The following is a 24,992-nucleotide window of genomic DNA, read 5'->3' as shown; positions in this document are numbered from 1 at the left end:
ACAATCGCACTTGTGGAAAACAACATAGGTCATTTAATGCAATTTGTTAGTACTTCACTTCAATGTATCAGAAACAGTTGGAGGCATATGATGTCAACTCTACTAAATAGAAACAGCATGTTACTTGGACTTGCTGTGTTGATTGGTCTCATGGGATGCCAACCGATAGAGCGTTTGCCGATAAAGACTATAAGGCCGATTAAGGTTATTCAGGTTGGATCAGGCGAGCAATTAGCCGCAGAGCAACTACCAGGAATTGCCAGAGCGACTCAGGAGGTTGAGTTGTCTTTTAGGGTCTCAGGAACATTACAAAATATGCCAGTAAGAATCGGTCAGGAGGTGAGGGTAGGTGATACATTGGCTGAACTTGATAAACGCGACTTTGAAGTCGCGGTAGATAATACGAAGGCGGCGTTAGCAAGTGCTGATGCCCAGCTTAAAAATGCCAAAATTGAGTATGACCGAGTAATACGAATTCAAAAAAGGGAACCAGGCGTGGTGAGTCAATCAACCGTTGACCTTCGTCATACAGCCTACAACAGTGCAAAGGCGAGTTATGCAGCTGCAATGGCCCAATTAAATGCCGCTGAGGACAGGCTTAGCTACGCAATGTTAAAAGCGCCATTCGATGGTGTAGTTGTTCAACGTTATGTGGAAAATTACCAAGATATAAATGCAAATAGTCCAATCTTCCGATTGGTTGATATATCTAAGATAGAAATGGATATTAGCATTTCGGAAAACCAGATTTCTAATTTACCCTATGTAAAAAAACCAAGAGTTGTATTTGATGCATTTCCGGATATTGAAATTCCGGCGCGTATTAAAGAGGTTAGCAGCGAAGCGTCTCAAACAACCAGAACATACAATGTTAGACTAATCATGGATCCACCTCCTGGCGTTGATATATTGCCTGGCATGTCAGGTGTCGCGATGGCTGATGTTGATCTGCCCAGTCAGGAAAACCAAGTCATTATACCTGTGAGTGCTGTGTTTAGCTCGGCAGATAATAAAACCACCTATGTTTGGCGCTACAACCAAGAGTTACAACAGGTGAATAGAGTAGCAGTGAAAACTGGGGGTATAGGCAATCAGGGCTTAGTTATTACAAGTGGATTGGCATACGGTGATCGAATCGCAACTGCTGGGATACATTTTTTAACCGAAGGGCAGACAGTACGTTTACTCAATGAGCAAGGAGCCAGATGATGAATCTTACTGAGTTTTCGCTTCGGCACAAAGTCATTACTTGGTTTTCAGTTGCTTTACTGGCCATTGCTGGGGCTCTGTCATTTTTTAAGCTAGGGCAATTAGAAGACCCCGTTTTTACAGTTAAGACGGCGTTAGTGGTGACCCCTTATCCAGGAGCAAACGCAGAGCAAGTTGAACTTGAGGTCACTGACAAAATAGAAAATGCAATTCAGGAAATGCCGGAGCTGAAATCTCTGCATTCACGTTCGACTCCGGGCCTGTCGTTGGTTACCGTCGAGATAAAAGGGGAATATTGGTCCGACCGTTTGCCGCAAGTATGGGACAAATTGCGTCGTAAAGTTGGGGATGTTCAGGGGGCTTTGCCAACAGGTACTATGCCCTCAAAAGTGATAGACGAGTTTGGTGACGTGTATGGCATGTTAGTTGGTGTGATCGGTGATGGTTATAGCTATCAGGAGATGGAAGAATATGTCAAAAGGCTAAAAAAAGAAGTCAGTCTGGTTAAAGGAGTAGCGAAAGTCGGGGTATGGGGAAATCAACAATCAGCTATTTATCTCGATGTATCTGAAGGTAAGTTGTCAAACTTTGGCCTGTCATCTGCAGAGGTCACAGAGCTTTTGAAGAATCAAAATTTAGTAGTAGATGCGGGGCACATTGAGTCAGGGGGCCTGCGGCTCAATATTCATCCGACCGGGAACTTTACTTCACCGCAGGATATTGGAGACTTACTGATACATGTAAAGTCGCGAACTAAAGCCAATGAATTCATTCGTATCAATGACATTGGCACGATCAGAGAAGGGTATATCGAACCTGCTGAAAGGATAATGCGTTTAAATGGCCGCCCAGCGATTGTTTTATCTATTGCTCCGCTTGAGGGAACTAATGTTGTAGAAGTCGGTAAGTTGGTGTCTGAAAAGATAGACAAGGTGGCAGCTCAGTTTCCTGTTGGGCTGGAAATTGAAAAAATCCACTGGCAGCCACAAGTTGTAGATGAATCCGTGCACTCTTTTTTGGTTAACTTTGGCCAGGCTGTGTTAATCGTACTCGTTGTGTTAGCAATTGCGATGGGCTGGAAAATGGGAGTCGTTATTGGCTCAGCGCTGGTACTGACCATTTTGGGCACTTTCTTTTTTCTCGCTATATTGGGTATTGATTTACACCGGATGTCACTAGGAGCCTTGATTATTGCTCTAGGTATGATGGTAGACAATGCGATTGTTGTTGCAGAAGGCTATGTAGTAAAGCTGCAAAAAGGCGTAAGTAAAACACAAGCGGCCCTTGAGTCTGCGCAGGTACCGTCTATGCCCCTATTGGGAGCAACGGTGATTGCCATCATGGCATTTTACCCGATTTTTGCATCTGAGTTAGATACAGGTGAATACTGTAGAACGCTTTTTATCGTGGTGGCAATTTCGTTAATGGTGAGTTGGTTTGTTTCACTTACGCTAACACCCTTACAATGTATACTATTTTTGGATGCTCAGGCTAATGAAAATGAGCAGGAAGGTAAGTTACTGTCTTCTTTCCGCTCATTGCTTGAACTGGCTTTAAAACAGCGTCTGATCACAGTAAGTTGTTTAATTCTATTGTTAACGGTAGCACTTGGCACATTTGGCAATGTCAAACAGATTTTCTTCCCTAACTCTGCAATGACCAAGTTTATGGTTGATGTTTGGAAGCCCCAGGGCAGTCGTTTACAAGCTACAGCAGATGATATAGCAAAGATAGAGCAGCACCTGCTACAGGATGAGCGTGTTAAAACTGTCTCGAGTTTCATTGGAGAAGGGTCGCCTCGATTTTATCTTCCAGTATCACCGGAAAACCCAAACTCAGCATTCGGTCAACTGATTGTTAATGTTCATAAGTATGAAGATTCTGAAGCAGTTACCAGCGAACTGCGTGATTGGCTCGCAGACAATACGCCTGATGCCATGACACGGGTCAGAAGGTATACAGTGGGTCCGGCAATTACCTGGACATTTGAAGCGAGGTTTATCGGCCCTGCTGATGCTGATCCAGCTGTTCTTCGGGAGCTGGCCGAGCAGGGGGCGGCAATATTGCGTGATTCTTCGTTAGCAAAACACATATCAACAGATTGGAGGCAGCAAACACTTAGAGTGGTCCCTGAATACAGTCAAATTAAAGGCAGAACATCTGGAATATCCCGGTCCGATCTAGCGAGTACAACCAAGCGCTTTTACGACGGTAATACTGTTGGTACATATCGGCGTGCAGACACACAACTACCCATAATCGTGCGTGAAAATGTGGATAACCGGCATAACAAAAACTTAGAGCTGCTTCAGATTGAATCTTCTATACCCAGCGCCGCAGTGCCTCTGGATCAGGTCGTCGATGGTATTAGGGTGGAGTGGGAAAATTCGGTAATTTGGCGATATAACAGACATCGGGCAATTACCGTTCAGGCTTCTCCAATAGAAGGCGTGACACCAGCTGTATTGAGGCAATCCGTGCTAGAAAAGTTTGAGCAGATTAAGCTTCCTGATGGATATAAGTTACATTGGTTTGGGGAGCATAAGAGTACAACGGATTCAAACGAAGATCTTAAGCCCGGAATGCTGCCAATGTTTGGCGTGATTTTACTTATTCTGGTCGGCTTGTTTAATGCAATCAGGCCTATGCTGATAATTATGCTTTTGCTTCCCTTTGTGATGATTGGGGTATCAGCAGGGCTACAGCTAACCGGTGCTGCTTTTGGGTTTGTTGCAATTCTGGGTGTCATGAGCCTTATCGGTATGATAAGCAAAAATGCAATCGTGTTGATTGACCAAATTAATTTGGAAAAGGAGCAAGGAAAAACACCACATCAAGCGATTATCGATGCGGCAGTATCCAGAGTAAGGCCCGTGTTTTTAGCTGCAGCGACCACAGTTTTGGGGGTAATTCCTTTGATCCCAGATCTGTTTTGGCAAGGTTTAGCTGTTTCAATTATGGCTGGTCTTTCATTTGGCACAATTTTAACTATGGTTCTTTTACCTGTGCTTTATTCGCTATTTTACAAAACACAGAATAATCCTACTGATTCTCAGCATAAATTACATCGCTCTGACGCCTAAAATAAACGGGCATTGACATGATCTGACAGTTATCGGGTGTCATCGGTGGCTGTTAGATCAGTTTTCCCAACCTTAATCAACGAGTCATTCAATTCGTTTTCAGGCGAGTATGGTCCTGCGCATATAGCTTTGTGATCCACGGCACTAAACCTGGACACGCCACTAAGCAATATTCTCCCGCCAAATGCTTTCAGGCTAAGATAGCCATTCGCAGTGCCTTTTCTATGTAGTTGTAATCAAGCTCAAACTTTGCTGCATTAATAGGCTTAGATCTCATGTTAGTAATATCATTGCGCCCGACGGGGTGGCGGACACAATGAGTTGCTCATTATTTATGGTTTTAGATTGGTGGCGTTTATGCTGGTTTATCTCTGCGCACACCCAGTCGCGGATCACAAATAAAGACTTCGCCCGTGAGTGTGTCTTTTACCCAGACTTCTAAATACATTTCTTCTGAAATGTCACCGTCGTCAAGTTGAACGCGAATGCGTTTGTTGGTTTTTCGTTTTAAATTCACATCTTGCGGCGCGGTGCTGGTGATCCACCTAAATTCATAGCGCCCGTTTAACTGACTCGAAAAACGGAAGATCACTTCACGGTTTGTTGCGTGCTCGTCAAAGTGCAGTTCATCAGGGGTGTATTGATAATAGTAGTTGACCCCAGACTCGGAGATTTTAGCGTCTAGCGGTGGCACTTCATCGGGTGCCCAAATGCTTAACGTAAAAGTTTGTATGTTGTTGTTGGCAGATACACTCACAGGCAGTACAGCCAACAGCATGACCAATGTGCTGATCAGAAAGGTGAACTTTTTCATCGTATTCCTTTTGCTAAGTTGAGTAAAAAAATGCTGGTTACAGTCATCACGTCGGTGTATTTGTTCACTTAATAAAGGTAGTGAAGGGGCGTACTTGGGTGACACGCAGCGTGATGAAGAGCAGCTAAAAATATACAATGTGTGGGTATAAATTATTTCATATAGGGACAGGGGCTGCGGCAGTGTGGTGGTCAATTTATCGACTTTTCATAGCGTGATACGCCGCTAAATAAGGGGTGACCAACCTGCGTCTGAAACCATTTTGTTCACTTGTCTTAAAAAGAGAGGTATAAAGCCCTTGTGAATACTGCATTGATGAGTGAGCGATATGGCGACAGCTGGTGAACTAACGTGGAAAGTAAATTAAGGAATTAACACCGAGCGAGTATCAAGCTAGTATTAACTGCTTAAATTATATGGAGTTGGGAAAAACTATGGGAAAAGCGCTCGTTTTTATTAAAAAGTCTAATCAGGTGTTATTTTTTATCGCCGCAATACTATTCATTATTTTTATGTCTATAGATATTGTTTCTGATTTATTCAGAAACAAATATGAGCCACCCAAAATAGAGCTAGTGGATAGCTCAGATCCAAACAGCACAGTTAAAAAACCGGTTTACACGGTAAATTTTTTAACAAGGTTAAAAGATACGCATATTTTTGAGCTAAGTTCTAAAGTGATTGATACAAGCCATACCCATAACAGTGAGGTTTATGAGATGTTTTCATCAGCTGAAACTTCATATGATTTATCTGGTGGATCATACCTGTCACGCAATGCGGTTAACTTGATGTTTGTTAAAGAAAATGGAACGCAGAGCATGTTGTTGAAGCAGGATGGGCTTGTAATAGAGTTTTCTAAAGCAAAGCTTGAACCTAGTGAAGGTTCATACAGGTTAGATAAAAATCTATACCTGATCATTGATGAAGATTCGAACCAAAATGGATACCTTGATCACGATGACTCAGCCAAGCTTTTTACATCAACGTATGATGGCCAAGGTCTAACACATATTTTGTCTGACGTGGGGTCATTTAGGTTAATTGACGATAACAAGCTGATCATCTCCAAAAAAGGCGACTTTCCGAGCTTTTTCACGTTTAATGTGACTGACTCTACGCTAATAAACTTAAATACAGCGATTGATGTAAATCGATGAGAGTTAGGTTAAACATGTTGGCTCGTTTGCGCTCAACCTGAGCTATGAGCCGATAGCTGCTAACACGTGTTTGTCCCAGCACTCGTAGCTTGCGGGTTAAGGTTATTTGTGAAGGTTATTACTCTGTACGGGCACTCAAAAAAGCACAGGATGTAGATAAAGTTGACTCACTGTTAGATGCTTGCAAGCGTCAAATAACAAAAAATATTGGGCTGCGATAACGGAACATAACGGAAAATATTATTCAATATTAATCAATTATAGAGACGTGTATAATTGACGGAACAACTCAACTTTGCAAAGATATGCAACAGAAGTGGAAATAAACCTAAGTCAGATGGAACTATATAATTCAAACTTGGCATTTTTAAACTCTGCCAGCAACTTGCACTTTGCCACACACGTTAACTCTCAAGATATTCACAGCAAAACGTTAGACTTTTATGGTAGTTGTGCAAAAACGTGTTGCGAGCAGCAAGTACAGTTATTTTTAAAGCATCCCCAGCATTTAAGCATGCGCTTTACAACAAATGAGCAAAGTGATTATGTTCATCAGTTAATGATTAACAAAATGAACGAGGTGGCGGACAATTTGGGCCTTAATCCTAATTCAAAGCCGCAACGCGGTACTTTGGTTGTTTTAGGTTTAGCCGCTGGCTACCATATCGAAGCTTTGATGAAGTCTATTCATTACAGTGACGTGATCATCGTTGAGGCATCGCAAGATATGCTCAGCATGGCCGCAAACCATATCAACTTTCAAACACTACAAAGTGAATGTGAAAACAGAGGCGGCAGCCTGCATGTGATCCAAAGTAAAAGCTATGTTGAATTTGAGCGTGCTCTATTTTCAATCTCGAAACAGGTTGGGGCACACATTGTTGCGGATGTTAGTTTATATCGACATTACTCAACCCCTTTGTTTGATGAAATATATGAAAAGTTTAAAACGTGGCGTAATCGCCTAGCTAGCCTTTGGGGATTTATGGAGGATGAACTGGTTGGTTTATCCCACACTGTAAAAAATAGTACTTCTCACGAAATTGCAGGCCACAATGGGGTTTTCTCGCAATTGGGAGATACACCCTTAGTGATAGTGGGTAACGGACCTTCTTTAGATAACGACATAGATTATCTTGTCAAAAATCACCAACACTTTCTTATTGCATCTTGTGGTACGTCACTTAATCCGATGTTAAACAACGGCATAACACCCGATTTTCATATAGAGATGGAACGGCTTCCTAGTAATCTGTATATCAAAGAAGAGCAGGTGAGAGATCCAAGAATGAGGGGGGTTGTTTTAGTCGCGCTGAATACCGTTTACCCAAAATATGTCAATCTATTTGACCACCGTTTGCTATTTCCAAAGGCAAATGATTTGGGTGCCCATGTTTACGCCAAAAACAGTGAAAAGCTTGATTTGTTGTATCACTGCAACCCAACCGTTACGAATATGGCGCTGTCGTCTTTAACACGAATGGGCTTTAAAAACATCATCTTAGTCGGATGTGATTACGGTTATATAGACCCTAAATACCACCACAGTAAACATTCTGCCTATTTTGAAGCAGCCAGCGCGTTGTCTAACAGTGTCTACAGTCCTGAAATAGAAACAAAAGGTAATTTTAGAGCATCAGTCTTTTCAGACCGCATATACAATGAGTCGCGGTTAGCTCAACAAAATCTATTAAAAACTAAAAAGGCTGTCAGGGTTATTAATAGCAGTGATGGGGCGTATATTGAAGGTACCTTGGGGCAAAAAATTCAAGATGTTGCTCGTCAAAAAATCGATAAGCACTCTATTATGTGCCAAGTTAAAAAACAGGCTGTGTGCCATAACCCTAAGCCCGTTAATGCGCAAAACACCATTGTGCAAGCGTCTGATATTTTGCTCAATTTGCAGCAAAAAACAACACAAGCTGATAGCGCACCGCAATTGCTGAGGTTGTTTGCTAAGGCGTTGGCAAAAATATCGAGCGAGCCGGACTATCAAGCAAGCCATTATTTACTCAGTGGTACCTTAAAGTACATAAGCACTGCCATTGCGAGCCATATAAATCATTTGCCACCTCAAAATCAGATTGACTACTTCATACGCTTAAAGGAAACGCTGAGGGAGTCTTTTAATCTGGCACAAGAAAAACTCAAAACAATGTCATAACACCTAAAACGATTATAAGGAAAATCGATGAAGTTTAATTTATTCACAGTGTTGCCTCTTGCAATAGGAACAATGCATGTATCAGCCTCTCTTGCAAACACAGTTGAGTCTTTAATTAAAGACAACCCTCAACACGCACAAGGTGGTTATCATAGCTCAGGTGCAAATACCGCATTTGCGGCAGGTGATTCATTCGGTGCAGGTGATTCATTCGGAGCAGGTGATTCATTCGGTGCAGGTGATTCATTCGGTGCAGGTGATTCATTCGGAGCAGGCGACTCATTCGGTGCAGGTGATTCATTCGGTGCAGGTGATTCATTCGGAGCAGGCGATTCATTCGGAGCAGGCGACTCATTCGGTGCAGGCGATTCATTCGGTGCAGGCGATTCATTCGGTGCAGGCGATTCATTCGGTGCAGGCGATTCATTCGGTGCAGGTGACAGCGCCTCAGCTGAGCCTCGTCCAATTGATTTTGTGCCTTTCCCTACAACTGAGCGTAATACAACACCACTTTATGAAAGACAGCATAACGGTGTTTTATATGTGGAAGCTAAAGACGCATCTGATCCGTTTGCACAGTACGAATTAAAATACACCATCTGTACCAAATCTAATCGTCGCTTCATTATTGGTACTAATACTCAAGCTGATTTTCTATTAAAAGATCACAGTTACTTAATGAAAGGGACGTATAAGAATATCGATGGAATGGAGGGTAAGTTCAACTATCTAAAACTTAACCTACAACATGCAAATAAGCCTGGAACTACCAAGCTGCAGTTATTTTCGCACTATGCTGGTAAGTATGAGTTCTATGGCCAAGGTGCAGAAAAGAACGAGGTGAACATGATTATCAGAGCATATTATAAAGGCTTTGATGCTTATGAAGCTGAATATTGCCGCGCACATTTAGGCGATTAATAGTTAACCTAGCTATAAGAAAACAACGGGCCAACGACTGAGTTGGCCTTTTTGATCCTACCACTTCCTTTTATTGATACATTGCGGGAGCCAAGTTCTTCACGCTTGGCCAGTAAATGAATGGCAATGTCATCAAGCCTTTTTATAACCTAATAAACAAGGTGAGTTAGATCAAACAACTCACTTTTAACCTGCTTGCAACTTGCTTCGTGACTCTTTTTAACTAGTTTTATTGGGGGCATGCTGTGTGCTTGATGTTTGGTTGGCCATGCATGTCACAATAAAGCTTAAATTGATTGCACAATTTTATAATGAATAAAGTTTTGATAAAGGATTACATACCATGAAAAAAACACATGCATTGATAGCATTCGCCTGCACAACATTTGTTTCTATGTCGGCGTTTGCGGTGCAAGGCACTTGTACCTTACACCTAGTTAAAGAAGATGGAAATTTTGGACCTGCTGATTATGATGCAAATGGCAGAGCTACTTACAACGTAACTATGCCGTTTACTGATGGCTACTACCCCAACCCTTGGACAAGCACGCAACCAAGGCCTCGTTTGCCTTTTAGCAACTGCATAAAGTATTTAGGGGCGCCGTATAACGCCACAATTAACAGCGTGAGTTACAGCTATACGTTTGAAGAAGCAGTGTTGGTGGCAAATTATGAAATATTACTCGGCTTTTTTACGTCGCCTAATCGATTTTATAACGAGTCAAAAAGAGGTGGAGGCTTTCGTCGAGGCTCGGGTATTCCACTAAACGGAGCTAACGTGAGCACCTTGGTAAATGGCAAGTTGTTGAGGGATGTCGAACTTGAATTAAGAAGTCGCGTTATAAACCCTGAAATCAACAGTGACTGCCCTTCGTATATTCCTAGAGATGAGTGCAGAACTAAAAACTCACGCCTGACTTATTTTACTGTTAACATTGCTTGGTCTAATTAATCGCCTCCTTTGTTAGCAAATCTTAGTTACTCCGTCGCTGCTAACGGTGGTGGAGTAACGTCAATCACTGTTATTTATTGAAGATTTAGGACAATATCAACTCACTTCTGTTCCTGGTGATCACTACCATTATTCAAACGTGGGTACTGTGCTTGTCGGGTATATTTTAGAAAGGTGTACAAAAAGCCTCTCTCAGCGCTAGTTGCTGAATTTATTACTAGTAAGTCGAGTGAAGAAGAGACAAAGTTTCGCCGTAATAGGCAGGACCTAACACAGATAACAAAAGGTACAGATGCGCAAGGAAGTCGACAACCTTTATTGAGCCGGTATTCTACAGCCGAAGGCGGTTTGACATCGACAGTTTCGTCCATGTCTGGCTTATATGCGCTATTTACTCCATGCATCTTCTGAGGAGGTGCGCTTATCTCAAACGCTACTTGCAGGCAGCGGCAGAAGTCATGGTCATGCATTCTTTTGGAATACATACCAATATAGCTTAAACGAACCGATGTTCTATCACAGCGGAGGTTCTATGGGAACATCCAGCTGGATTGCACTTTACCCAAAACAAAAAGTGGGCATTTTTATGGTGACCAATTTAGCGGCGGGTGATACGCAAGCTGTGTTAAATGATATTTCTAATGCGATTTTTGAGCGATACGAAGGCGCGTTGAAATGAGTGCTCTAAGCTATTCCTAACTAGCTAAAAATAAGTTAGTTGGCTCGTCATCGATAGGTTAGGGTCTGGCTTCTTGCTCGCGTTCAAAATCACGACTAAGCACGCGGTTGCAAGCTTTTTATAATTTACACCAGCACCACGCCTATTCGTTAATTAGTGCTATCGGGCATAGCCACTGTTTTGGGGAGAATTCAGTTATTTTCGCCAATAGTTGTTGTCGCTCACTGCCCGTTATCAATGCATGTATTAGGTAAATATATATCTACCTAATACATGCTTACCCGTTCAAAAAGCCATAAAAAAGCAATATAAATCAAAGAAAGCTTCATAAAAAATGCGCTTTAACGCAATTAAACCGACACGTTTTATCATTAGATTCTTGCTCCTAATTTCACTCTTTATGACTAAAAAATAACACAGGATTGGAGCTGTAAATGAAAATAAAAATAACACTAAAGCACATCTTGCTCAGTTCGTTGATGCTGGTAAGTTCGCAAAGTATGGCAGACTCACTCAAAGTGATGGCGTATAACATTATGCAACTGAGTGTTCAGGACTGGGATCAAGATAATAGGGCGGAGCGCTTACCTGCGGTGCTTACATCATTAAATGACAGCCCCGATGTTATTCTTGTCAGTGAAGTATTTAATAGCGAAGGTGAACAAGCACTGGCAGCTTTGGCTGCACAATATCCATATCAAACACCAAACGTTGGCCGAGATTGCAGCGGTAGTGGTTGGGATGGTTTAACGGGTAATTGTTCAAATAGTCCATTTGTGATCCGTGGTGGGGTGGTAATTATTTCTAAATACCCGATCTTTTCACAAAAAGCGCACGTGTTTAATCACAGTTTAAAAGGCAGCTGGGATTACATGGCAAACAAAGGGTTTGCTTATGTCGAGATCGAAAAAGAGGCACAGCGTTATCATTTAATTGGCACCCACTTGCAAGCCACGCACGATGATAATACCCAAGAAGAGCATCGTGTTCGTATGGGACAGCTGAGCGAGATCCAGTCTTTTATTGAGCAGGAAAATATACCAGCCAATGAGCCAGTTATTATCGGCGGTGATATGAATGTGGAGTGGAGCAAACAAGGTGAAGTGTCAGATATGCTGAGCACGGCGTGCGCAAATTTAAACTTTGAAACACCACTGATTGGCTCGTATTCAGCAAAACATAACTGGTTTACTAAAGCAAATGCCTACTATTTTGAGTACAGCCTAGATTATAACGACACACTCGATTATGTATTTTGGCATCGCGACCACAAGCAGCCAGTAAACAACCCCAATATGCAAGTTCGCTACCCAAAAGCGCAAAACAATTGGTATTGGAGCTATTTGAAGGGGAACTGGAATTTAAGCAGTGGTCGCTATTATCACAATGGTTATTACAATGAGTTATCGGATCACTATCCAGTGCAAGTTAACTTTGAATTTTAAATATCATTCACTTGAGTGGTGTAGGGACACACTGCTCAATACTATCAGCCCTGTTTTTGATTCTTATCATGAATTAGTTTGAGTTTTTTGATAAGATTCCCCCATATAGATACACTTCAATTAGAAATCAATGGAATTATCGGCGATTGTACCTCTGTTTATGCTTTTAGCTTTTTCGGCCATCTCATTTAAGGTATGGAGAACGAAAGAGGATACTGAGCAAGTCTTTACCATCGCCCTATTTTGGTCGATAACTGCAGTGTGTAGCTTCAGCTTTAGTGTGATGTTACTGATTGTCGGTGATGTAGCTTTATCTTTGTTCTTATTTTGCTTATCTCCAATTTCAGCGTTGTTAGCAAGCCAATTTAAAAACTTGTTACGTACGCTATAAAGCTTGATATAGGTTGCCCTAAGCTCAATAAGTAGGGCACAAGTTTAATCCTCCGTTACTCTTCTTTAATTTCCCCTTCCATCAGTTCAATGGCCACAATTTCGGAGCGATTCATGGTTAACTTATATCGCTCAAGTTGCGTGCCTTCGTTAGTTGAAAAGCGTAATACCAAGTTAATTTGATAGCGGCGTTCAACCGACTTTTTCGACACTTTTTGGCCATCTAACGTGTAAAGTTTACCAGCTCCTTTTTTTAGGTATCGCACAAACGAGGCCATATTAAAGGTTATACGTTGCTGTATCTCATCATAGCCCGGCAAAAATTCACTTAAATGAACATGATTCTTACTGCAAAAGTGCATGAGGTGTGCCGCTTGCTTGTTTTGCTGCCTTCTTTGTTTTAGGAGTTTTACAACGTCCTTAGGCAGGTCTTTTTTACGAATATGTTCAAGCCAGATGGTTTGCATACAGACCATTTCATCGCTGACGGAGCTTTTAAACTTATTACGCCATTTTGGACGACCGCGCTGAATAAGTCGCCAAGCCCATTGTGTAAGATCTTCTTTAAATGTTTCTCTAAGCCCGTAAATAACACCAAGTAAAGCAATTAAGGCGAGGGTTACTTCTTGAAAGTTTGAGCGCGCATTGAGCACGATAAACATCACAAATGCCATGATCACGCCAGTGACTAACCCTTTCACTAAGCGTTTTAAATTTAAAGTTAAATCAATTGTTTGTTTATTAAATACCACACCATATTCTATTAGTCGCTCGAGTAGCTTCATTTTATTGGTGATCCGATTTGGATCATCCAAGGTAACTTGAGAGTTATATGTTTGTTCGACTCGGTACTGATTTTCTTGCTGGCAAAACTCAATAAGCACGGCACGTTCGTCACTATATTCGCTTGATTTGGGTCCGCTTGAAAGAAGTTTTAAAAAGGCTTGTTCAGTATGCCAACTTAAGTAGTTATCAGCATTTTGAAAATAAGATTTAAGCTTGCTATCGGGTGGCGTATAGCGTCTGAGTTTTTTCAGTAGCCGGTCTGTTTGCTCAACTAATAGGGCTGCCGCAGGAAAAAACTCTTCAGGCTCTTTGAGTTGCAGTGTTGCTTTTACATCGGCGTCTAGTGCAATGCGAATTTGATAACAAAACAGATTTAAATTAAGTCGATAACCCGTTTTTTGCCCTTTGTTTTGACTGATAAAGCGACTATGAACGAGTGGTAAATGCAGTTGTTCAGAATAGTAAGCGCTATGGCTTTTAATATTTGCGTTAAAAAAATCTACTTCATTGAGCGTATTTTCATTGATCCCCATGTCAGTAGGGATAGAAAAATAAAGGTCAAGTTGGGTTGTCTCTTTGGGAAGGAGTTGATAGTTGATTTTAAAAGATAAGTTTTCGTCTTGACTTAATGTTGCTCTGCTCACTCTTATGTGCGACCTCCTGAGTTAATTACTTTGCTATTGTAGCACAAACTAACCTAGCTCGATTGGCTAAGTAAATGAAAATGTTTAAATAACAGCGCTATTGATGGGAAAACTTCGCCATTAAGATTGATAAATGCTAGTGTATTTTCTTTTATTGAGTGCGTGACTATGGCAAACCAAAATCCACAAGCAGAGAGCAGTCAATTTATTGAGCTGCTTAATACTAATGGGCAAAGTGTTGAGTTTGAGCAAACCATATCACTGATAGACCGTTTTTATGATTTTTCGCCTGTGGCTTTTAACAATGAAGAGCAAGTTAATGAAGTTGGCACGAACTTAGGCTCATGCAAAATCTTGGCATTTGCTATGTTGCACCAGTTGTCTGAGCAAGCAACCTTAAATTGTTTTGGCCGATTTTGCCGTGAAGATGTAATGCAAAATCCTGAAGGGAGCGATCACGGTAACATTCGAAACTTTATTCAGTTTGGTTGGCAAGGCGTGTTGTTTTCGGGCCAAGCGCTTGAGTACACGTCAAAAAGTGACGAATAGTCGCACATGTCAATGAAGAAACTATTTTGATTATGCTGAAAGTACTCACTATCACGCCACCCCCTACAGAGCATAGTGTTGAGATACCTAAGTAATGGTATTCAATGCGGTGCTTCAAGAATAATAAGAGCTGAATTAAGGAAAATGACATGCTGCATATGGAGATTATTACCTACCCCATTCAGTTGTTGGCCGAACTACTCATACCATTTCCATTTATCGCGTTTTTAATGTGCGGTATTTTTGCTTTTTTGCATAAATTCAATCCCACAAAAACAGCAAAGCTGAGTGTTGCTTTGTGGTTCGCCTATGGTGTGTATGAGACATTGATGAAATATGGTTACCTGTGTCCTGAGGGTTGTAATATTCGCCTTGAGCTGTTTCTAATCTATCCCGTTTTGTTGTTTGTTAGCACTTTGGTGATAGCCAAGCTCATTGACCGGTAAAGCGGGTTTTTGGGTCGAGTGGTTTGTTTAGTATATCAAAGGTAATGTGGACTGTTTATTTATACAGTGTTGTGTTAGTGTTCTCGAGAATAACAAAAAACAATACAACAGGAATATGTATGCTGATTCATTTAGAGCCTGACGAACCAAAAGACTTTGACTTTATTATGGGTGATTGGGAAGTTAAACACCGCCGACTAAAAGATGTGTTATGCAACTCAGATGAGTGGTATGAATTTATGGGCCAATCGTCAACGGTTAAAACTTTAGGTGGTTTGGGCAATGTTGAAGATAACCACTTACACATGCCAAGTGGTTCTGTGAGAGCCAAGGCAATACGCTCATATAATGCAGATACGCAAGAATGGTCCATTTGGTGGTTAGATGGCCGCAACCCAAGTGTGCTAGACACGCCAGTAGTGGGACAGTTTAAAGATGGTGTGGGGTGTTTTTATGCTGATGACATGTTTAATGAAATACCCATAAAAGTGCGTTTTATTTGGGATGCAACTCAACCGGAAAACCCAACGTGGCAGCAAGCTTTCTCCAAAGATGGCGGGCAAACATGGGAAGTGAATTGGGAAATGGTGTTTTCACCAAGAAACACATAAACTAAACCCCAAGCGCGTTTTTGAGAGAGGTGCGCTTGGGCTTTAATTTTAAAGTTTCAACAATGGCAACAGACTATGATGGTCATCAGTCCATTTAGTGAGTAGCAAGTTATCGATGGCGTTGAAATCAACTTTATGCTTTTCTGGTAAGCTTTTCATAAAAGGTTTGTTGTTGGTGAGTAACACCCATTTTGAGCCTAGCTTTGCTCGTTTGTTACCTTCATAGTTAAATACCATCAATGACTTATCAAAATGGTCGCTATGACTATATATGATTGGCATTAAGTCGATGTGATTATTTGAAATATGGATAATAAGCACCCCTTTGTCATCCATACGCTGCCAATAAAGCTCAAGCGCTTCTTTGGTGAGCAAATGGGTGGGGATCACATCACTTGAAAAAGCATCAATGACCAAAGCGTTCAAAAGTGGCACCTTGGTGTCGACTTCATGCTGAATGAGTGTTCGGCCATCACCAATCTTAACATCGATTTTTGCTTTACTATTTTGCAAGTAGGAAAAGTAGTTTTGGGCCATGTAATGTACCGCCGGATTTAGCTCATAAAAGGTCATGGTATCTTGTGTGTTAACGAATTGAGCAAGCACACCTGCGCCAAGGCCGATCACCCCAATGTTGACAGGATCTTGGCTCTTTAAAGCCGCAAAAGCTTGAGCGACACCGGTTTGCTTGTGGTAATAACTACCGCCAAGTTGCAGGGCGCTTTTTAAAGGTTCTGCGCCATGAATGGTTGTACCATCGACCAGTCGCCTTTCGCTAATACCAGCTTGGTTGATGTCTTTTACTGAGACAAACCCATAGAAGTTTCTGATGCTGGCAATATTGAGTTGGGTGTAGGCTTGGTTTAACCATACAAACGTTGTAGTGCAAAGCAAAAAAGCACAGACGTAACTTACTTTCGCGAAATTTGAACGGCTCGACTTTTTCTGTTGTAACGCATACAAAGCAATGATGGTGAGTAAAGTGATTGGATACTCTAGCGGTTGGTTAAAGATAGAAGGTGAGACAACACTACTTATAAAACTGCCTATCACACTGCCAAATGCAATACACAAATAAAATGAGGTCATTGAAAGGGTATTGGGTGCCAGTCGTTTAAGAGAGGCATGACAAAAAAAGCAGCAAATAAATAGTACAAGCAAGTACATACTCAGCTGAGATTGCGTATTGAACTGTCCGCCAAAAAAATACATCAACATGCCAGCCATAACGGCGAATAAAATAATCGGTAATGCATATACGCTATTTTTTAACGGTGGCAGCCAAAAAGCGAGGATGTAAGTCAGCAGATAAACGGCTAAAGGTAAAATCCACACTAATGGCATGGGTGGAATATTGATACTGATCATTTGCGTCGTTGATACTAGGCACATAGAGCTACACGCCGCGAGTGCAATACACATAGTGCTGTTTTTCCCAAATGTATCCGTCAGTTTTCCGGCTGTGTTAGGGTGAGAGGATGCGGTTGAATAATGTGATATACAAAGCACGAGTAGGCCCATCATCACAATGATGCCCATAAGTCCAACAAGCCACATTTGTTTTTGCTCGGTTAAACTGAAATGCACCTCGAAAAAGAAAGGAAAACTCAGCAGAGCAAGTAAAGAGCCAATGTTAGACAAAGCATACCAATGATAAGGAACCTGTGTATTGAACGTTGAGCTGTACCATCTTTGCAATAATATGCTGGTGGCACTCATGATAAGAAATAGTGGCCCAATTTGTAGTGTCAGGTTGCTGATAATCGACCATGAAGGTGATAGTGCCGCGAGCTGATTTTTGTTAATTGGGGAGAAGGTAACAGAAGCTGCGATTACCATTAACACTAGGTGTATTCGCATCTGTGCTGTTACTGGTAATTTACTCATAAGGTGGGCATACAGATAGCCAAGTAATAACAAGGTCTGATAGAAGAATATACTCGTTGACCAAACGGAAGCGCCGCCGCCAAACAAGGGCAATTGCTCTTTGGATAAAATAGGTTGGACCTGAAATAGTAAAAAGGCGCTGAGTATGATAATTAACGTAAATAGAACCGATATCATGAGTGTTTATTGTTGTTAAATGATGGGGCACCTTGTCACTTTTTTCGTATAAGGCTCAATGGAGTTTGCCTAGAGTTTCTCTTAAGAAAACTTTAGTATATGAATAATAAGCTTATTATGGAGTTGGCGTGGATAGTTTTGAGATTGGTGTTTTTAGTGTTGATGTAAAACGATGTCAGATCTCAGGAAGGGGCTTGGTACATTCCGTCGAGCCCAAAGTGATGGATGTATTGGTGCATTTATATCGTCACAGAGGTGAAGTCGTCAGCCAAGAAGCGATTTTTACTGCTGTATGGCCAAAAGCTATTTTTAATGCCAGCTCTGTTCAACGATGTATCGCCATACTGCGCAAAGCATTAGATGAAGATGCTAAAAATCCCGTTTTCATCGTTACTCACCCCAAACGTGGGTATAGTTTGCAGTTATCAAATAACGCTAAGACAAAACGCAAAGTCATATTGGGGAGCGCGCTCTTTTTGCTATTGGTAGTGATGGGCGTTGTCGCGTTTTTCCAGTATCAGCCAGTCAATAAAATTGAGTTTTCTTCGTTACGCCCGCTTGGCGCAAATGACAGTAATGACTTTGCTTTTGTGCTCTCAGCAGATGGGAAGTTTGCGGCTTTTATTCGTCAGAATGACGGGCAAAAGCATATTTGGATTAAACACTTAAAATCAGGGCAAGAAACACAATTAACATCGAAAAGCGGTGAATATACAAGCCTTGGTTGGAGCCCTGACGGTAAAAGTTTGGCAGTTGCTAGCAAGATAAATAACGGCTCACAGCTTGTTTACCTGAACTTGGCGCAGGATACGCACCTTCCCATCAATCAAAAAACAGTGTATCTGTCGAATGAGTATTTGGTCACTAGCCCCAGGTTAGATTGGTCTAGTAATCACACCGTGTATTTTACCGAAAAGCAAATAGACAAAAGTGAGACACAACTGGCATCTATAGATATGATAAATGGTCAAAAACAGGTGCTTCACCAATCCCAAGGCCAAGATTGGTTGCTAATGCAGTCGCTTGCTCCGGATAATTCGCAAATAGCACTGGGTTTTGAGGCTGGACAGAATACCTACCGAATTGACTTGCTTAACTTGCGTGATGGTACGTTAAAAACGCTAAAGACTATCGAAGATGGTTTGGCGGGTTTGAGTTGGCACCCTGATGGAGCGCATTTGTTGTTGAGTAGAGGGCAGCAGGTTTTATCGGTTGCTTTAAATGGCGACATTGAACCCATTGCATTTAAAAACTATCAATATGTACGCAATGCCACTTACTCAATGGATGGCAACGAGATCATGATGGAACTGGTTAATGTCGATGTGGATATCGTTGGCAGCACGCGGGATAGCCTTAATGAGCTAACAACGCTCGTTGACACCACTTCGCTCGATTTCTTACCTGTATACTCCCCTGACTCTTCAAAGTTTGTATTTGAGAGTCACCGCTTTGGTCTAAAGCAACTGTTTTTATATGACCATGGGCATGAAAGTTTGTTATTCGAAAACCTCGATAACGACGAATTATTTGGTGTAGCTTGGTCAAAAAATAGCAAAGAGATATATACAGCCAGTAAGAATGCCGTATTTCGTATTGATATTGCGACTAAACAGGTAGTTAAGGTCGAACATAACCATCACTCATTTTATTTGCGCGAAGCGTTCAATCACGCTGACGCCTTACTTGTTTCTTATCGTGCAGACGATGGCACGACTTTTAATGTTGCCAAGTTTGATTTAAATACCCATCAGCTCATACCCTTTGAAGCTTCTGGTGAGCGCCTTTCATGTTATTCAATGAGTTTAGATGACCAAGACAATGTTTATTTTTCGAATAACTCGCAAGTATTTAGGCTCAATCAGTTAGGGGAAGTCGACAAGCTTTGGCAATCTGGAGCGAAAAATGGTGAGATCATCGGTGTGACGAATCTTAAAAATACGCTGTTTGTGACTTTGGAGCAGGAGACGCAGTACACACTCGTCGAGTATGATTTATTGCTAAAAACTGCCAAAGAAACCTTGATTGGTAACAAGGAGCAAAAGATGTTGATCAATGCAGCCCACGACTATTCTCAGTTCTTGTTTTTGACGCAACCGAAGAGAAAGATCAGTTTAGTTAGATTGAAGTAGTGTGATAGGTGAAAAGCGTAGAGCATAAGCTTATTGTTAAGCGTGTAAGGTAATGAGACTTTGAAACAAGTTCAGAATGAAGATACTGGCTTAACGATAAGACTCGTCAGTGCAACAAGGCTAGTGAGTACGGCTGATTTATATGGGCGCATGTTCCAGCGCATACCGAGGCGGCATAAATCACAGCAACGTAACTGAAAACGAGTTATAAACGCGTAAATTTTAAAGGGGAGTAAAATGCAAATTATCAGAAGTAAAGAATACAAAGCTCAGTGTGCTTGGGGTGCAATGGATATCGCCAATATGAATGGTATTACCACACGCCTACATTGGACTGATAAACCCTACAAATGGCATATCAATGAGGGGGAAGAAGTATTCGTTGTATTGGATGGCATAGTAGAAATGTTCTTTAAAGTTGCAGGTGAGGAGAAATCTACCTTGCTCAATGCTGGCGATATTTTTTATGCATCTGTTGGTACAGAGCACGTTGCCCATCCTCATGGTGAAGCGAGAATATTGGTGATTGAAACGCAGGGGAGTGTTTAACACGACATACTTTGTATGGTTTATGCCTACGACTATGGATAATCCCCTTGCTTCAAATAGCGCTTTGCGAGTCAAACATTTTATAGGGTGGGTTGTGCCCATTTTTTCTTTTCAGTAGGCCTCTTAGTCTTACCCGACAGTTGTCGTGTAAACCAAAAGCTTGCTTACTGTTGGGTTTAGAAGAGATAACAAATAATGAGACAGAAAATCAAACTTGCGGTACATTTTTGTCAACGCGATTAGAAGCAGCTGGCTTCAAAGTAAAAGTTGAGCAGACAAGTTTTCAAGGTCAAGACAACACACTTTGTTATTCTCAGGTGAGGCTTCCCAAGTCATACATGCGTTACTTGATCTACTGCCAAAGACAATCAAAGAAGAGTATTTGAACGAGCACAGGGCTATGTAGCCACAGATGACAATAACAAATTTCATCAAGGCCGCACAGAAGCTATGTCAAAATGCATCGACAAAGTGTCTTCCGCGTCAGCAAACGCTATAGTTACAGGCGACGCAAATGAAGGTAAGGTCGTTAATGGTGGCTTCGCATCAATTGATAACTGTATGCTTGTTCATGGCTTTAGAAGACTGTAATTCTTGCTTGCATTTATTGTATTTAGGAAATGGGTAAGATCTAACCGTATGATTCAAAGAGTGGAAAATGGCCTAACAGGCCCTGTTTTGTGAGCGAAGACATATTAGGTTACATAGAGTCATTAGACACTCGATCGGCGATATGATAAGAATATCTTAAAAGTAGAAACAAGCTGACCACCCAGTGTGTAAAACACAGGAACATAAAAGTATGAAAACATTATATCGCTACTTAATTCTTCTAGCTCTACTAGCTGCCGCATTAACTAGCTATAGCTATGGTGGGCAAACAGGGGCTTTTGTGTTTATTGTGCTCGGCTTTGCGTTTGAAGCCGCATTTTGGCTAAAGTTGTTTCCTAGGAAAAAGAAAAAGGCCAGCGCATAGCTTAACTTTTCAGTCTAATGTATTACTTTTATAGCTTTTTCAATAAATTAACTATGCTTGGCCAGCATTGCGTAAAGCGCCATGGCTCTTCCCAAAAATAGCATGCAGCGTCTAAGTCGATGCATAGCATAGTCGCAAAGTTTTTTGCTGAGCCTTGATAATACGCAGTGTTTTTCAACGCGTTTAACGCCTCTAATACAACTTGCTCATTCACTTCATCTTGTTGATAACGAAGAACAATATTAGTCAGTTCAGATAATGCGGCCCGTATGTGCTTGGGGGCACAGGTGTTGTTTGGCATAGAGTCGTGTTTATCCATGGCGGTGCTCTTTGGTGTGTATGATTAATTTATAATCCATATTACATGAGTCGTATGACAATGTGGCAGAGATTGTTGGCTCAAGTAAAGAATGTCTCAGTGATGTCCTTTGGGGTTATGTTCGTTCTGACCTTGCCTATTTGTTGCGAGTTTTGACTCTTTGCATTGGGCGTTCGTGCGTTGGACTCAGTGACTTTGTAAAAAGGGCATAGAATAAATTCAATATGATTTTGTTTCTTTAAAGTGTACAATCAGCCACTTGCAAAGGATGCTGCAAAATCGATCTCAAGGTGCTTTTGGGTAACCTCTGCAAACCACACAATTCATTTTTAATCATAAAAAATAAAAGGATTATTACTTATGATTTTTTCTAATAAACTACATTTTATTCCTGCAATTGCTCTGTGTGTTATGGCTGCGACCTCTCATGCTTCTGAGCTGGTGCCTGTAGGGCCGGAGTATAGAATATCAGCAGATGATGCGGAAGTTGTTGGTTCTATACGCCCTGAGATAATTGGACTCAAAAATGGTAATTATTTAGTCGTTTGGGTTGATGACAAAGATGGACGTGAAAATATGCAGATCCACGCTCAACGCTATGATGCCTCAGGAACGAAACAGGGAGCATTGATCACGATCGTTGTAGGAAAGGCTTTAGATAGAGTATTTGCAGCAGAGTTATCTGATAATTCCTTGCTATTTACATGGTATTCTTTGGCAGGAGGAGTTAAGGCGTACGCGAGGCGTTTTTTGAGTAGCGGACAAGCTGATGGAGAGAAGTGGCTTATTAATCCACCCTCACAAACAGTCGCGGTTTGGCCTTCGATTGGTGTGTTCAATACGGGTGGTTATATTATCACGTGGGTAAATGCAACAGTAGCGCCAAGTGCTGATGAAACTTATGCTCGAGTTTATCAAAATGATGGCACACCTCAAGGTGAGCACTTTCTTGTGAGCCAAAATATCAAAGGTACTCATACCCCTTATGCACATGTGTTGGAAAATGGAAGCTATGTTATTTCGTGGAGTGCTGAAGGAGTGATATATAAACGACTGTTCAGTCAAGCCAATACGCCAGAACCGATTGTTCAAGTTGGCGAAGGTTATAACCCCCAAATAATTCAGCAAGAGGGTGGTAACTATTTGTTGATTTGGAGTAGTGATAGTACAGACTTAGGAGGCCATTCAGTCGCACAAATGTTTAGTGTCGATGGTACACCTGTTGGTGAAAAGCACATTCTGCTAGATCACATTGATTCGGTGGATGTTAGCTCGATGCCAGAGGGGGGCTTTATTATTGTAGGAACTCGTACTGATGCGGTCAGTGGAACTCAACATTTGTATGGTCAAAAGTTTAATGCTGATTTGACTAAAAGTGGTGACATTATGCAGATCGATAGCCTAGAAACGGGAAAATATGTAAAAGGCGCGGTTTTGGGCGGAGAATATGGTGGCTTCATTACTGCTTGGGGAGCCACTAGTGTGGTAAATAATGATAACAAATCTCACATATATGCTCGGCATTATTCGAACGGAGCAACCCCAATCGCTCCGCAAATGACATTATCAGCCCTACCAGAATCTCTCTATGTTGGTGAATCTGTGACATTTGATGTGAATGTATCAGGTCAAAATCTGTATGGCTTAGATGGCGTTCTGACTTCAAATAACCCAACGGCGGTGCAATTGACGGATGCACAATATGGCGAGTTCTTCCCTGACGGGGAGCGATTGGGTATGCCAAGTTCAATCACAGACACACAGTGGCAAGGGGCTTTGAGTTTAATGGCGCCTGCAGAGCCTAAAAGTGGCGCGGGTAAATTTGCAAGCGTGATCTTAAAAGCACTTGCTGCGGGAGAAGTGACGCTAAGCCTCAGTAGCCAAATTACAGACCCTAATGGTGTTTTACTATTAGACGATAACACCAGTTACTCAATCACGGTAAAAGAAGCATTGAAACTGACAGGCCGACTTGCTGAGTTTGGTGTTGGGACGGATTACACATCGGTACGTATTTACATCAATGGTGAGCTTGCAGACGTTGCACCAGATGGCAGTTTTGAGTTCAATGCGCTACCAGGTGAAGTGATAGTACGCATTGAAGCTGATGGCTTTTTACCGGCCGAAAAGCGTTTGCAATTAACAGACGCGGACCTTACAACGGAGCTTGGCAATACCACAATGGTTGCGGGGGACAGCAATGAAGATGAGACAATCAACATTGGTGATTTAACCAAGCTACTTGCAGCTTATCGCAGCTCTAAAGCGCAAGGTGCACCATATACTCCGTTAACCGACTTTAATCGAGACGATGTGATTAATATTCAAGATTTGACCATTTTAGGTCGTAATTACGGGAAATCGGGCATACAAAGCTGGTAATTTTTAGTGGTTAATAATAGGCTCTATGCATGCTGTATTAGGGCCTTTTTTATTTTATTGGTATAAATAACGTTATGAAAAATATTACCTTTCTTTTTTCTTTATTACTTTTCTATGTTATGCCTACTCAGGCACAAGAAGCACGTGTGTATCTGTCTACACCGAACACGCAAATCAAATCTGGCAGTGAGTTTTATGTGGACGTGTTGGTCGAAGGTTTACCAAAACTGTATGGCGTAGAACTGAAAATGGAATATGACTTTAAGGCGACTGAAGTCCTAGATCAAGATGTTAAAAAAGAAGGGGTACAAATTGAGAGTGGCAATTTTTTCAAGAATGAAACGCTATTCACATTGAGAAACTCGGCCGACCCAAACATGGGCAATATAGAATATGTGGTTAGTCAAGTTGCACCCGCCAGTGAAGTGGCGGGCGATGGTAGGATTGCCCGCCTTAAACTTAAAGCGATAACAACTGCACCGTCTGGGACTATTCAAATCACCTCGGCAGAATTTGGCACACGTGAGGGTGAAGTAATGCGCTTTCCAATCGGTCCGGCGTTGAATTTATCCTTTGGGGAGACTTATGAGGTGCCTGAAAAACCGAAAGCGGATATCGACAGAACAGCGATACTGGTTTTAGTTATCAGCGTTGTTATTTTGTTCTTCAGTGCGCTGATGGTGCTAAAAGTGCGCCGCGCTTAACAGCGCACAAGGT

22 protein-coding genes are annotated in these 24,992 nt (G+C 41.6%); 18 read left to right on the top strand and 4 right to left on the bottom strand.

Annotated features, from left to right (window positions below):
* The first annotated feature begins 87 nt into the window (after positions 1 to 87).
* Both ACW689_RS12175 and ACW689_RS12170 read left to right on the top strand, forming a co-directional pair.
* Positions 88 to 1,209, top strand: a complete 1,122-nt coding sequence (locus ACW689_RS12175; protein ID WP_476291691.1) for an efflux RND transporter periplasmic adaptor subunit — start codon at positions 88 to 90, stop codon at positions 1,207 to 1,209.
* Positions 1,206 to 4,292 (top strand): efflux RND transporter permease subunit, encoded by a 3,087-nt coding sequence (locus tag ACW689_RS12170; RefSeq protein WP_476291689.1) that lies wholly within the window; start codon positions 1,206 to 1,208, stop codon positions 4,290 to 4,292. The genes ACW689_RS12175 and ACW689_RS12170 overlap by 4 nt, the downstream gene beginning before the upstream one ends.
* A 355-nt stretch (positions 4,293 to 4,647) precedes the next feature.
* Here the strand turns inward: ACW689_RS12170 and ACW689_RS12165 are convergent, their stop codons facing one another.
* Positions 4,648 to 5,106, bottom strand: coding sequence for a hypothetical protein (locus tag ACW689_RS12165; RefSeq protein ID WP_476291687.1), 459 nt, complete (start codon positions 5,104 to 5,106; stop codon positions 4,648 to 4,650).
* Positions 5,107 to 5,540: 434 nt separating this feature from the next.
* Between ACW689_RS12165 and ACW689_RS12160 the strand changes: the two genes are divergently transcribed.
* The 7 genes from ACW689_RS12160 to ACW689_RS12130 all read left to right on the top strand — a co-directional run bounded on the left by ACW689_RS12160 (position 5,541) and on the right by ACW689_RS12130 (position 12,818).
* Complete coding sequence (locus tag ACW689_RS12160) at positions 5,541 to 6,266, top strand: hypothetical protein (protein WP_476291685.1); 726 nt, start codon at positions 5,541 to 5,543, stop codon at positions 6,264 to 6,266.
* A gap of 337 nt (positions 6,267 to 6,603) precedes the next feature.
* On the top strand, positions 6,604 to 8,430 hold the full coding sequence (locus ACW689_RS12155) for a motility associated factor glycosyltransferase family protein (RefSeq protein ID WP_476291683.1): 1,827 nt from the start codon (positions 6,604 to 6,606) through the stop codon (positions 8,428 to 8,430).
* A gap of 27 nt (positions 8,431 to 8,457) precedes the next feature.
* Positions 8,458 to 9,351 carry a hypothetical protein gene (locus ACW689_RS12150; RefSeq protein ID WP_476291681.1) on the top strand — a complete coding sequence of 298 codons (894 nt, stop codon included), beginning with the start codon at positions 8,458 to 8,460 and terminating at the stop codon, positions 9,349 to 9,351.
* A gap of 343 nt (positions 9,352 to 9,694) precedes the next feature.
* The gene (locus ACW689_RS12145) at positions 9,695 to 10,303 is read left to right on the top strand and encodes a hypothetical protein (protein WP_476291679.1); all 609 of its coding nucleotides are present in this window, start codon (positions 9,695 to 9,697) and stop codon (positions 10,301 to 10,303) included.
* Between the two features lie 382 nt (positions 10,304 to 10,685).
* Positions 10,686 to 10,982, top strand: coding sequence for a serine hydrolase (locus tag ACW689_RS12140; RefSeq protein WP_476291677.1), 297 nt, complete (start codon positions 10,686 to 10,688; stop codon positions 10,980 to 10,982).
* A 434-nt stretch (positions 10,983 to 11,416) separates the two neighbouring features.
* Positions 11,417 to 12,427: a sphingomyelin phosphodiesterase gene (locus tag ACW689_RS12135; RefSeq protein ID WP_476291675.1), complete on the top strand. Its 1,011-nt coding sequence runs from the start codon at positions 11,417 to 11,419 to the stop codon at positions 12,425 to 12,427.
* Positions 12,428 to 12,557: 130 nt separating this feature from the next.
* The gene (locus ACW689_RS12130) at positions 12,558 to 12,818 is read left to right on the top strand and encodes a hypothetical protein (RefSeq protein WP_476291673.1); all 261 of its coding nucleotides are present in this window, start codon (positions 12,558 to 12,560) and stop codon (positions 12,816 to 12,818) included.
* Between the two features lie 55 nt (positions 12,819 to 12,873).
* Here the strand turns inward: ACW689_RS12130 and ACW689_RS12125 are convergent, their stop codons facing one another.
* Positions 12,874 to 14,247: a hypothetical protein gene (locus ACW689_RS12125; RefSeq protein ID WP_476291671.1), complete on the bottom strand. Its 1,374-nt coding sequence runs from the start codon at positions 14,245 to 14,247 to the stop codon at positions 12,874 to 12,876.
* Between the two features lie 168 nt (positions 14,248 to 14,415).
* Between ACW689_RS12125 and ACW689_RS12120 the strand changes: the two genes are divergently transcribed.
* From ACW689_RS12120 to ACW689_RS12110, 3 genes are all read left to right on the top strand, one after another.
* Positions 14,416 to 14,796 (top strand): HopJ type III effector protein, encoded by a 381-nt coding sequence (locus tag ACW689_RS12120; protein ID WP_476291669.1) that lies wholly within the window; start codon positions 14,416 to 14,418, stop codon positions 14,794 to 14,796.
* A gap of 149 nt (positions 14,797 to 14,945) precedes the next feature.
* Positions 14,946 to 15,242, top strand: a complete 297-nt coding sequence (locus ACW689_RS12115) for a hypothetical protein (RefSeq protein WP_476291667.1) — start codon at positions 14,946 to 14,948, stop codon at positions 15,240 to 15,242.
* Between the two features lie 119 nt (positions 15,243 to 15,361).
* On the top strand, positions 15,362 to 15,853 hold the full coding sequence (locus ACW689_RS12110; RefSeq protein ID WP_476291666.1) for a DUF1579 domain-containing protein: 492 nt from the start codon (positions 15,362 to 15,364) through the stop codon (positions 15,851 to 15,853).
* Positions 15,854 to 15,901: 48 nt separating this feature from the next.
* Here the strand turns inward: ACW689_RS12110 and ACW689_RS12105 are convergent, their stop codons facing one another.
* Complete coding sequence (locus tag ACW689_RS12105; RefSeq protein ID WP_476291664.1) at positions 15,902 to 17,917, bottom strand: spermidine synthase; 2,016 nt, start codon at positions 17,915 to 17,917, stop codon at positions 15,902 to 15,904.
* Positions 17,918 to 18,045: 128 nt separating this feature from the next.
* Here ACW689_RS12105 and ACW689_RS12100 point away from each other — a divergent pair, with 128 nt between their 5' ends.
* From ACW689_RS12100 to ACW689_RS12085, 4 genes are all read left to right on the top strand, one after another.
* Positions 18,046 to 20,049 (top strand): winged helix-turn-helix domain-containing protein, encoded by a 2,004-nt coding sequence (locus ACW689_RS12100; RefSeq protein ID WP_476291663.1) that lies wholly within the window; start codon positions 18,046 to 18,048, stop codon positions 20,047 to 20,049.
* A 237-nt stretch (positions 20,050 to 20,286) separates the two neighbouring features.
* The gene (locus ACW689_RS12095) at positions 20,287 to 20,598 is read left to right on the top strand and encodes a cupin domain-containing protein (RefSeq protein ID WP_476291661.1); all 312 of its coding nucleotides are present in this window, start codon (positions 20,287 to 20,289) and stop codon (positions 20,596 to 20,598) included.
* A 450-nt stretch (positions 20,599 to 21,048) separates the two neighbouring features.
* Positions 21,049 to 21,189: a hypothetical protein gene (locus tag ACW689_RS12090; protein WP_476291660.1), complete on the top strand. Its 141-nt coding sequence runs from the start codon at positions 21,049 to 21,051 to the stop codon at positions 21,187 to 21,189.
* Between the two features lie 211 nt (positions 21,190 to 21,400).
* The gene (locus tag ACW689_RS12085) at positions 21,401 to 21,574 is read left to right on the top strand and encodes a hypothetical protein (protein ID WP_476291658.1); all 174 of its coding nucleotides are present in this window, start codon (positions 21,401 to 21,403) and stop codon (positions 21,572 to 21,574) included.
* Between the two features lie 28 nt (positions 21,575 to 21,602).
* Here the strand turns inward: ACW689_RS12085 and ACW689_RS12080 are convergent, their stop codons facing one another.
* A complete protein-coding gene (locus ACW689_RS12080) occupies positions 21,603 to 21,893 on the bottom strand; it encodes a hypothetical protein (RefSeq protein ID WP_476291657.1) in 291 nt (96 codons plus the stop codon).
* A 360-nt stretch (positions 21,894 to 22,253) separates the two neighbouring features.
* On the opposite strand from ACW689_RS12080, the gene ACW689_RS12075 reads away from it, so the two are divergent.
* Positions 22,254 to 24,275, top strand: a complete 2,022-nt coding sequence (locus tag ACW689_RS12075) for a hypothetical protein (RefSeq protein ID WP_476291655.1) — start codon at positions 22,254 to 22,256, stop codon at positions 24,273 to 24,275.
* A gap of 74 nt (positions 24,276 to 24,349) precedes the next feature.
* Positions 24,350 to 24,979: a cohesin domain-containing protein gene (locus ACW689_RS12070; protein WP_476291654.1), complete on the top strand. Its 630-nt coding sequence runs from the start codon at positions 24,350 to 24,352 to the stop codon at positions 24,977 to 24,979.
* Positions 24,980 to 24,992: the final 13 nt, after the last annotated feature.

The sequence above is a fragment of the Pseudoalteromonas sp. ABE4_541 genome (assembly GCF_056312285.1).
This window is presented reverse-complemented; position numbering and strand designations above follow the sequence as displayed.

What these genes read in the sequence shown, in the direction of transcription:
- ACW689_RS12120 (WP_476291669.1), top strand. Translation starts at nt 14,416, where the DNA reads ATGGCAAACCAAAATCCACAAGCAGAGAGCAGTCAATTTATTGAGCTG.
- ACW689_RS12095 (WP_476291661.1), top strand. Translation starts at nt 20,287, where the DNA reads ATGCAAATTATCAGAAGTAAAGAATACAAAGCTCAGTGTGCTTGGGGT.
- ACW689_RS12080 (WP_476291657.1), bottom strand. Translation starts at nt 21,893, where the DNA reads ATGGATAAACACGACTCTATGCCAAACAACACCTGTGCCCCCAAGCAC.
- ACW689_RS12090 (WP_476291660.1), top strand. Translation starts at nt 21,049, where the DNA reads ATGTCAAAATGCATCGACAAAGTGTCTTCCGCGTCAGCAAACGCTATA.
- ACW689_RS12150 (WP_476291681.1), top strand. Translation starts at nt 8,458, where the DNA reads ATGAAGTTTAATTTATTCACAGTGTTGCCTCTTGCAATAGGAACAATG.
- ACW689_RS12145 (WP_476291679.1), top strand. Translation starts at nt 9,695, where the DNA reads ATGAAAAAAACACATGCATTGATAGCATTCGCCTGCACAACATTTGTT.
- ACW689_RS12135 (WP_476291675.1), top strand. Translation starts at nt 11,417, where the DNA reads ATGAAAATAAAAATAACACTAAAGCACATCTTGCTCAGTTCGTTGATG.
- ACW689_RS12165 (WP_476291687.1), bottom strand. Translation starts at nt 5,106, where the DNA reads ATGAAAAAGTTCACCTTTCTGATCAGCACATTGGTCATGCTGTTGGCT.
- ACW689_RS12175 (WP_476291691.1), top strand. Translation starts at nt 88, where the DNA reads ATGATGTCAACTCTACTAAATAGAAACAGCATGTTACTTGGACTTGCT.
- ACW689_RS12085 (WP_476291658.1), top strand. Translation starts at nt 21,401, where the DNA reads ATGAAAACATTATATCGCTACTTAATTCTTCTAGCTCTACTAGCTGCC.
- ACW689_RS12155 (WP_476291683.1), top strand. Translation starts at nt 6,604, where the DNA reads ATGGAACTATATAATTCAAACTTGGCATTTTTAAACTCTGCCAGCAAC.
- ACW689_RS12170 (WP_476291689.1), top strand. Translation starts at nt 1,206, where the DNA reads ATGATGAATCTTACTGAGTTTTCGCTTCGGCACAAAGTCATTACTTGG.
- ACW689_RS12160 (WP_476291685.1), top strand. Translation starts at nt 5,541, where the DNA reads ATGGGAAAAGCGCTCGTTTTTATTAAAAAGTCTAATCAGGTGTTATTT.
- ACW689_RS12130 (WP_476291673.1), top strand. Translation starts at nt 12,558, where the DNA reads ATGGAATTATCGGCGATTGTACCTCTGTTTATGCTTTTAGCTTTTTCG.
- ACW689_RS12115 (WP_476291667.1), top strand. Translation starts at nt 14,946, where the DNA reads ATGCTGCATATGGAGATTATTACCTACCCCATTCAGTTGTTGGCCGAA.
- ACW689_RS12140 (WP_476291677.1), top strand. Translation starts at nt 10,686, where the DNA reads ATGCGCTATTTACTCCATGCATCTTCTGAGGAGGTGCGCTTATCTCAA.
- ACW689_RS12110 (WP_476291666.1), top strand. Translation starts at nt 15,362, where the DNA reads ATGCTGATTCATTTAGAGCCTGACGAACCAAAAGACTTTGACTTTATT.
- ACW689_RS12105 (WP_476291664.1), bottom strand. Translation starts at nt 17,917, where the DNA reads ATGATATCGGTTCTATTTACGTTAATTATCATACTCAGCGCCTTTTTA.
- ACW689_RS12070 (WP_476291654.1), top strand. Translation starts at nt 24,350, where the DNA reads ATGAAAAATATTACCTTTCTTTTTTCTTTATTACTTTTCTATGTTATG.
- ACW689_RS12075 (WP_476291655.1), top strand. Translation starts at nt 22,254, where the DNA reads ATGATTTTTTCTAATAAACTACATTTTATTCCTGCAATTGCTCTGTGT.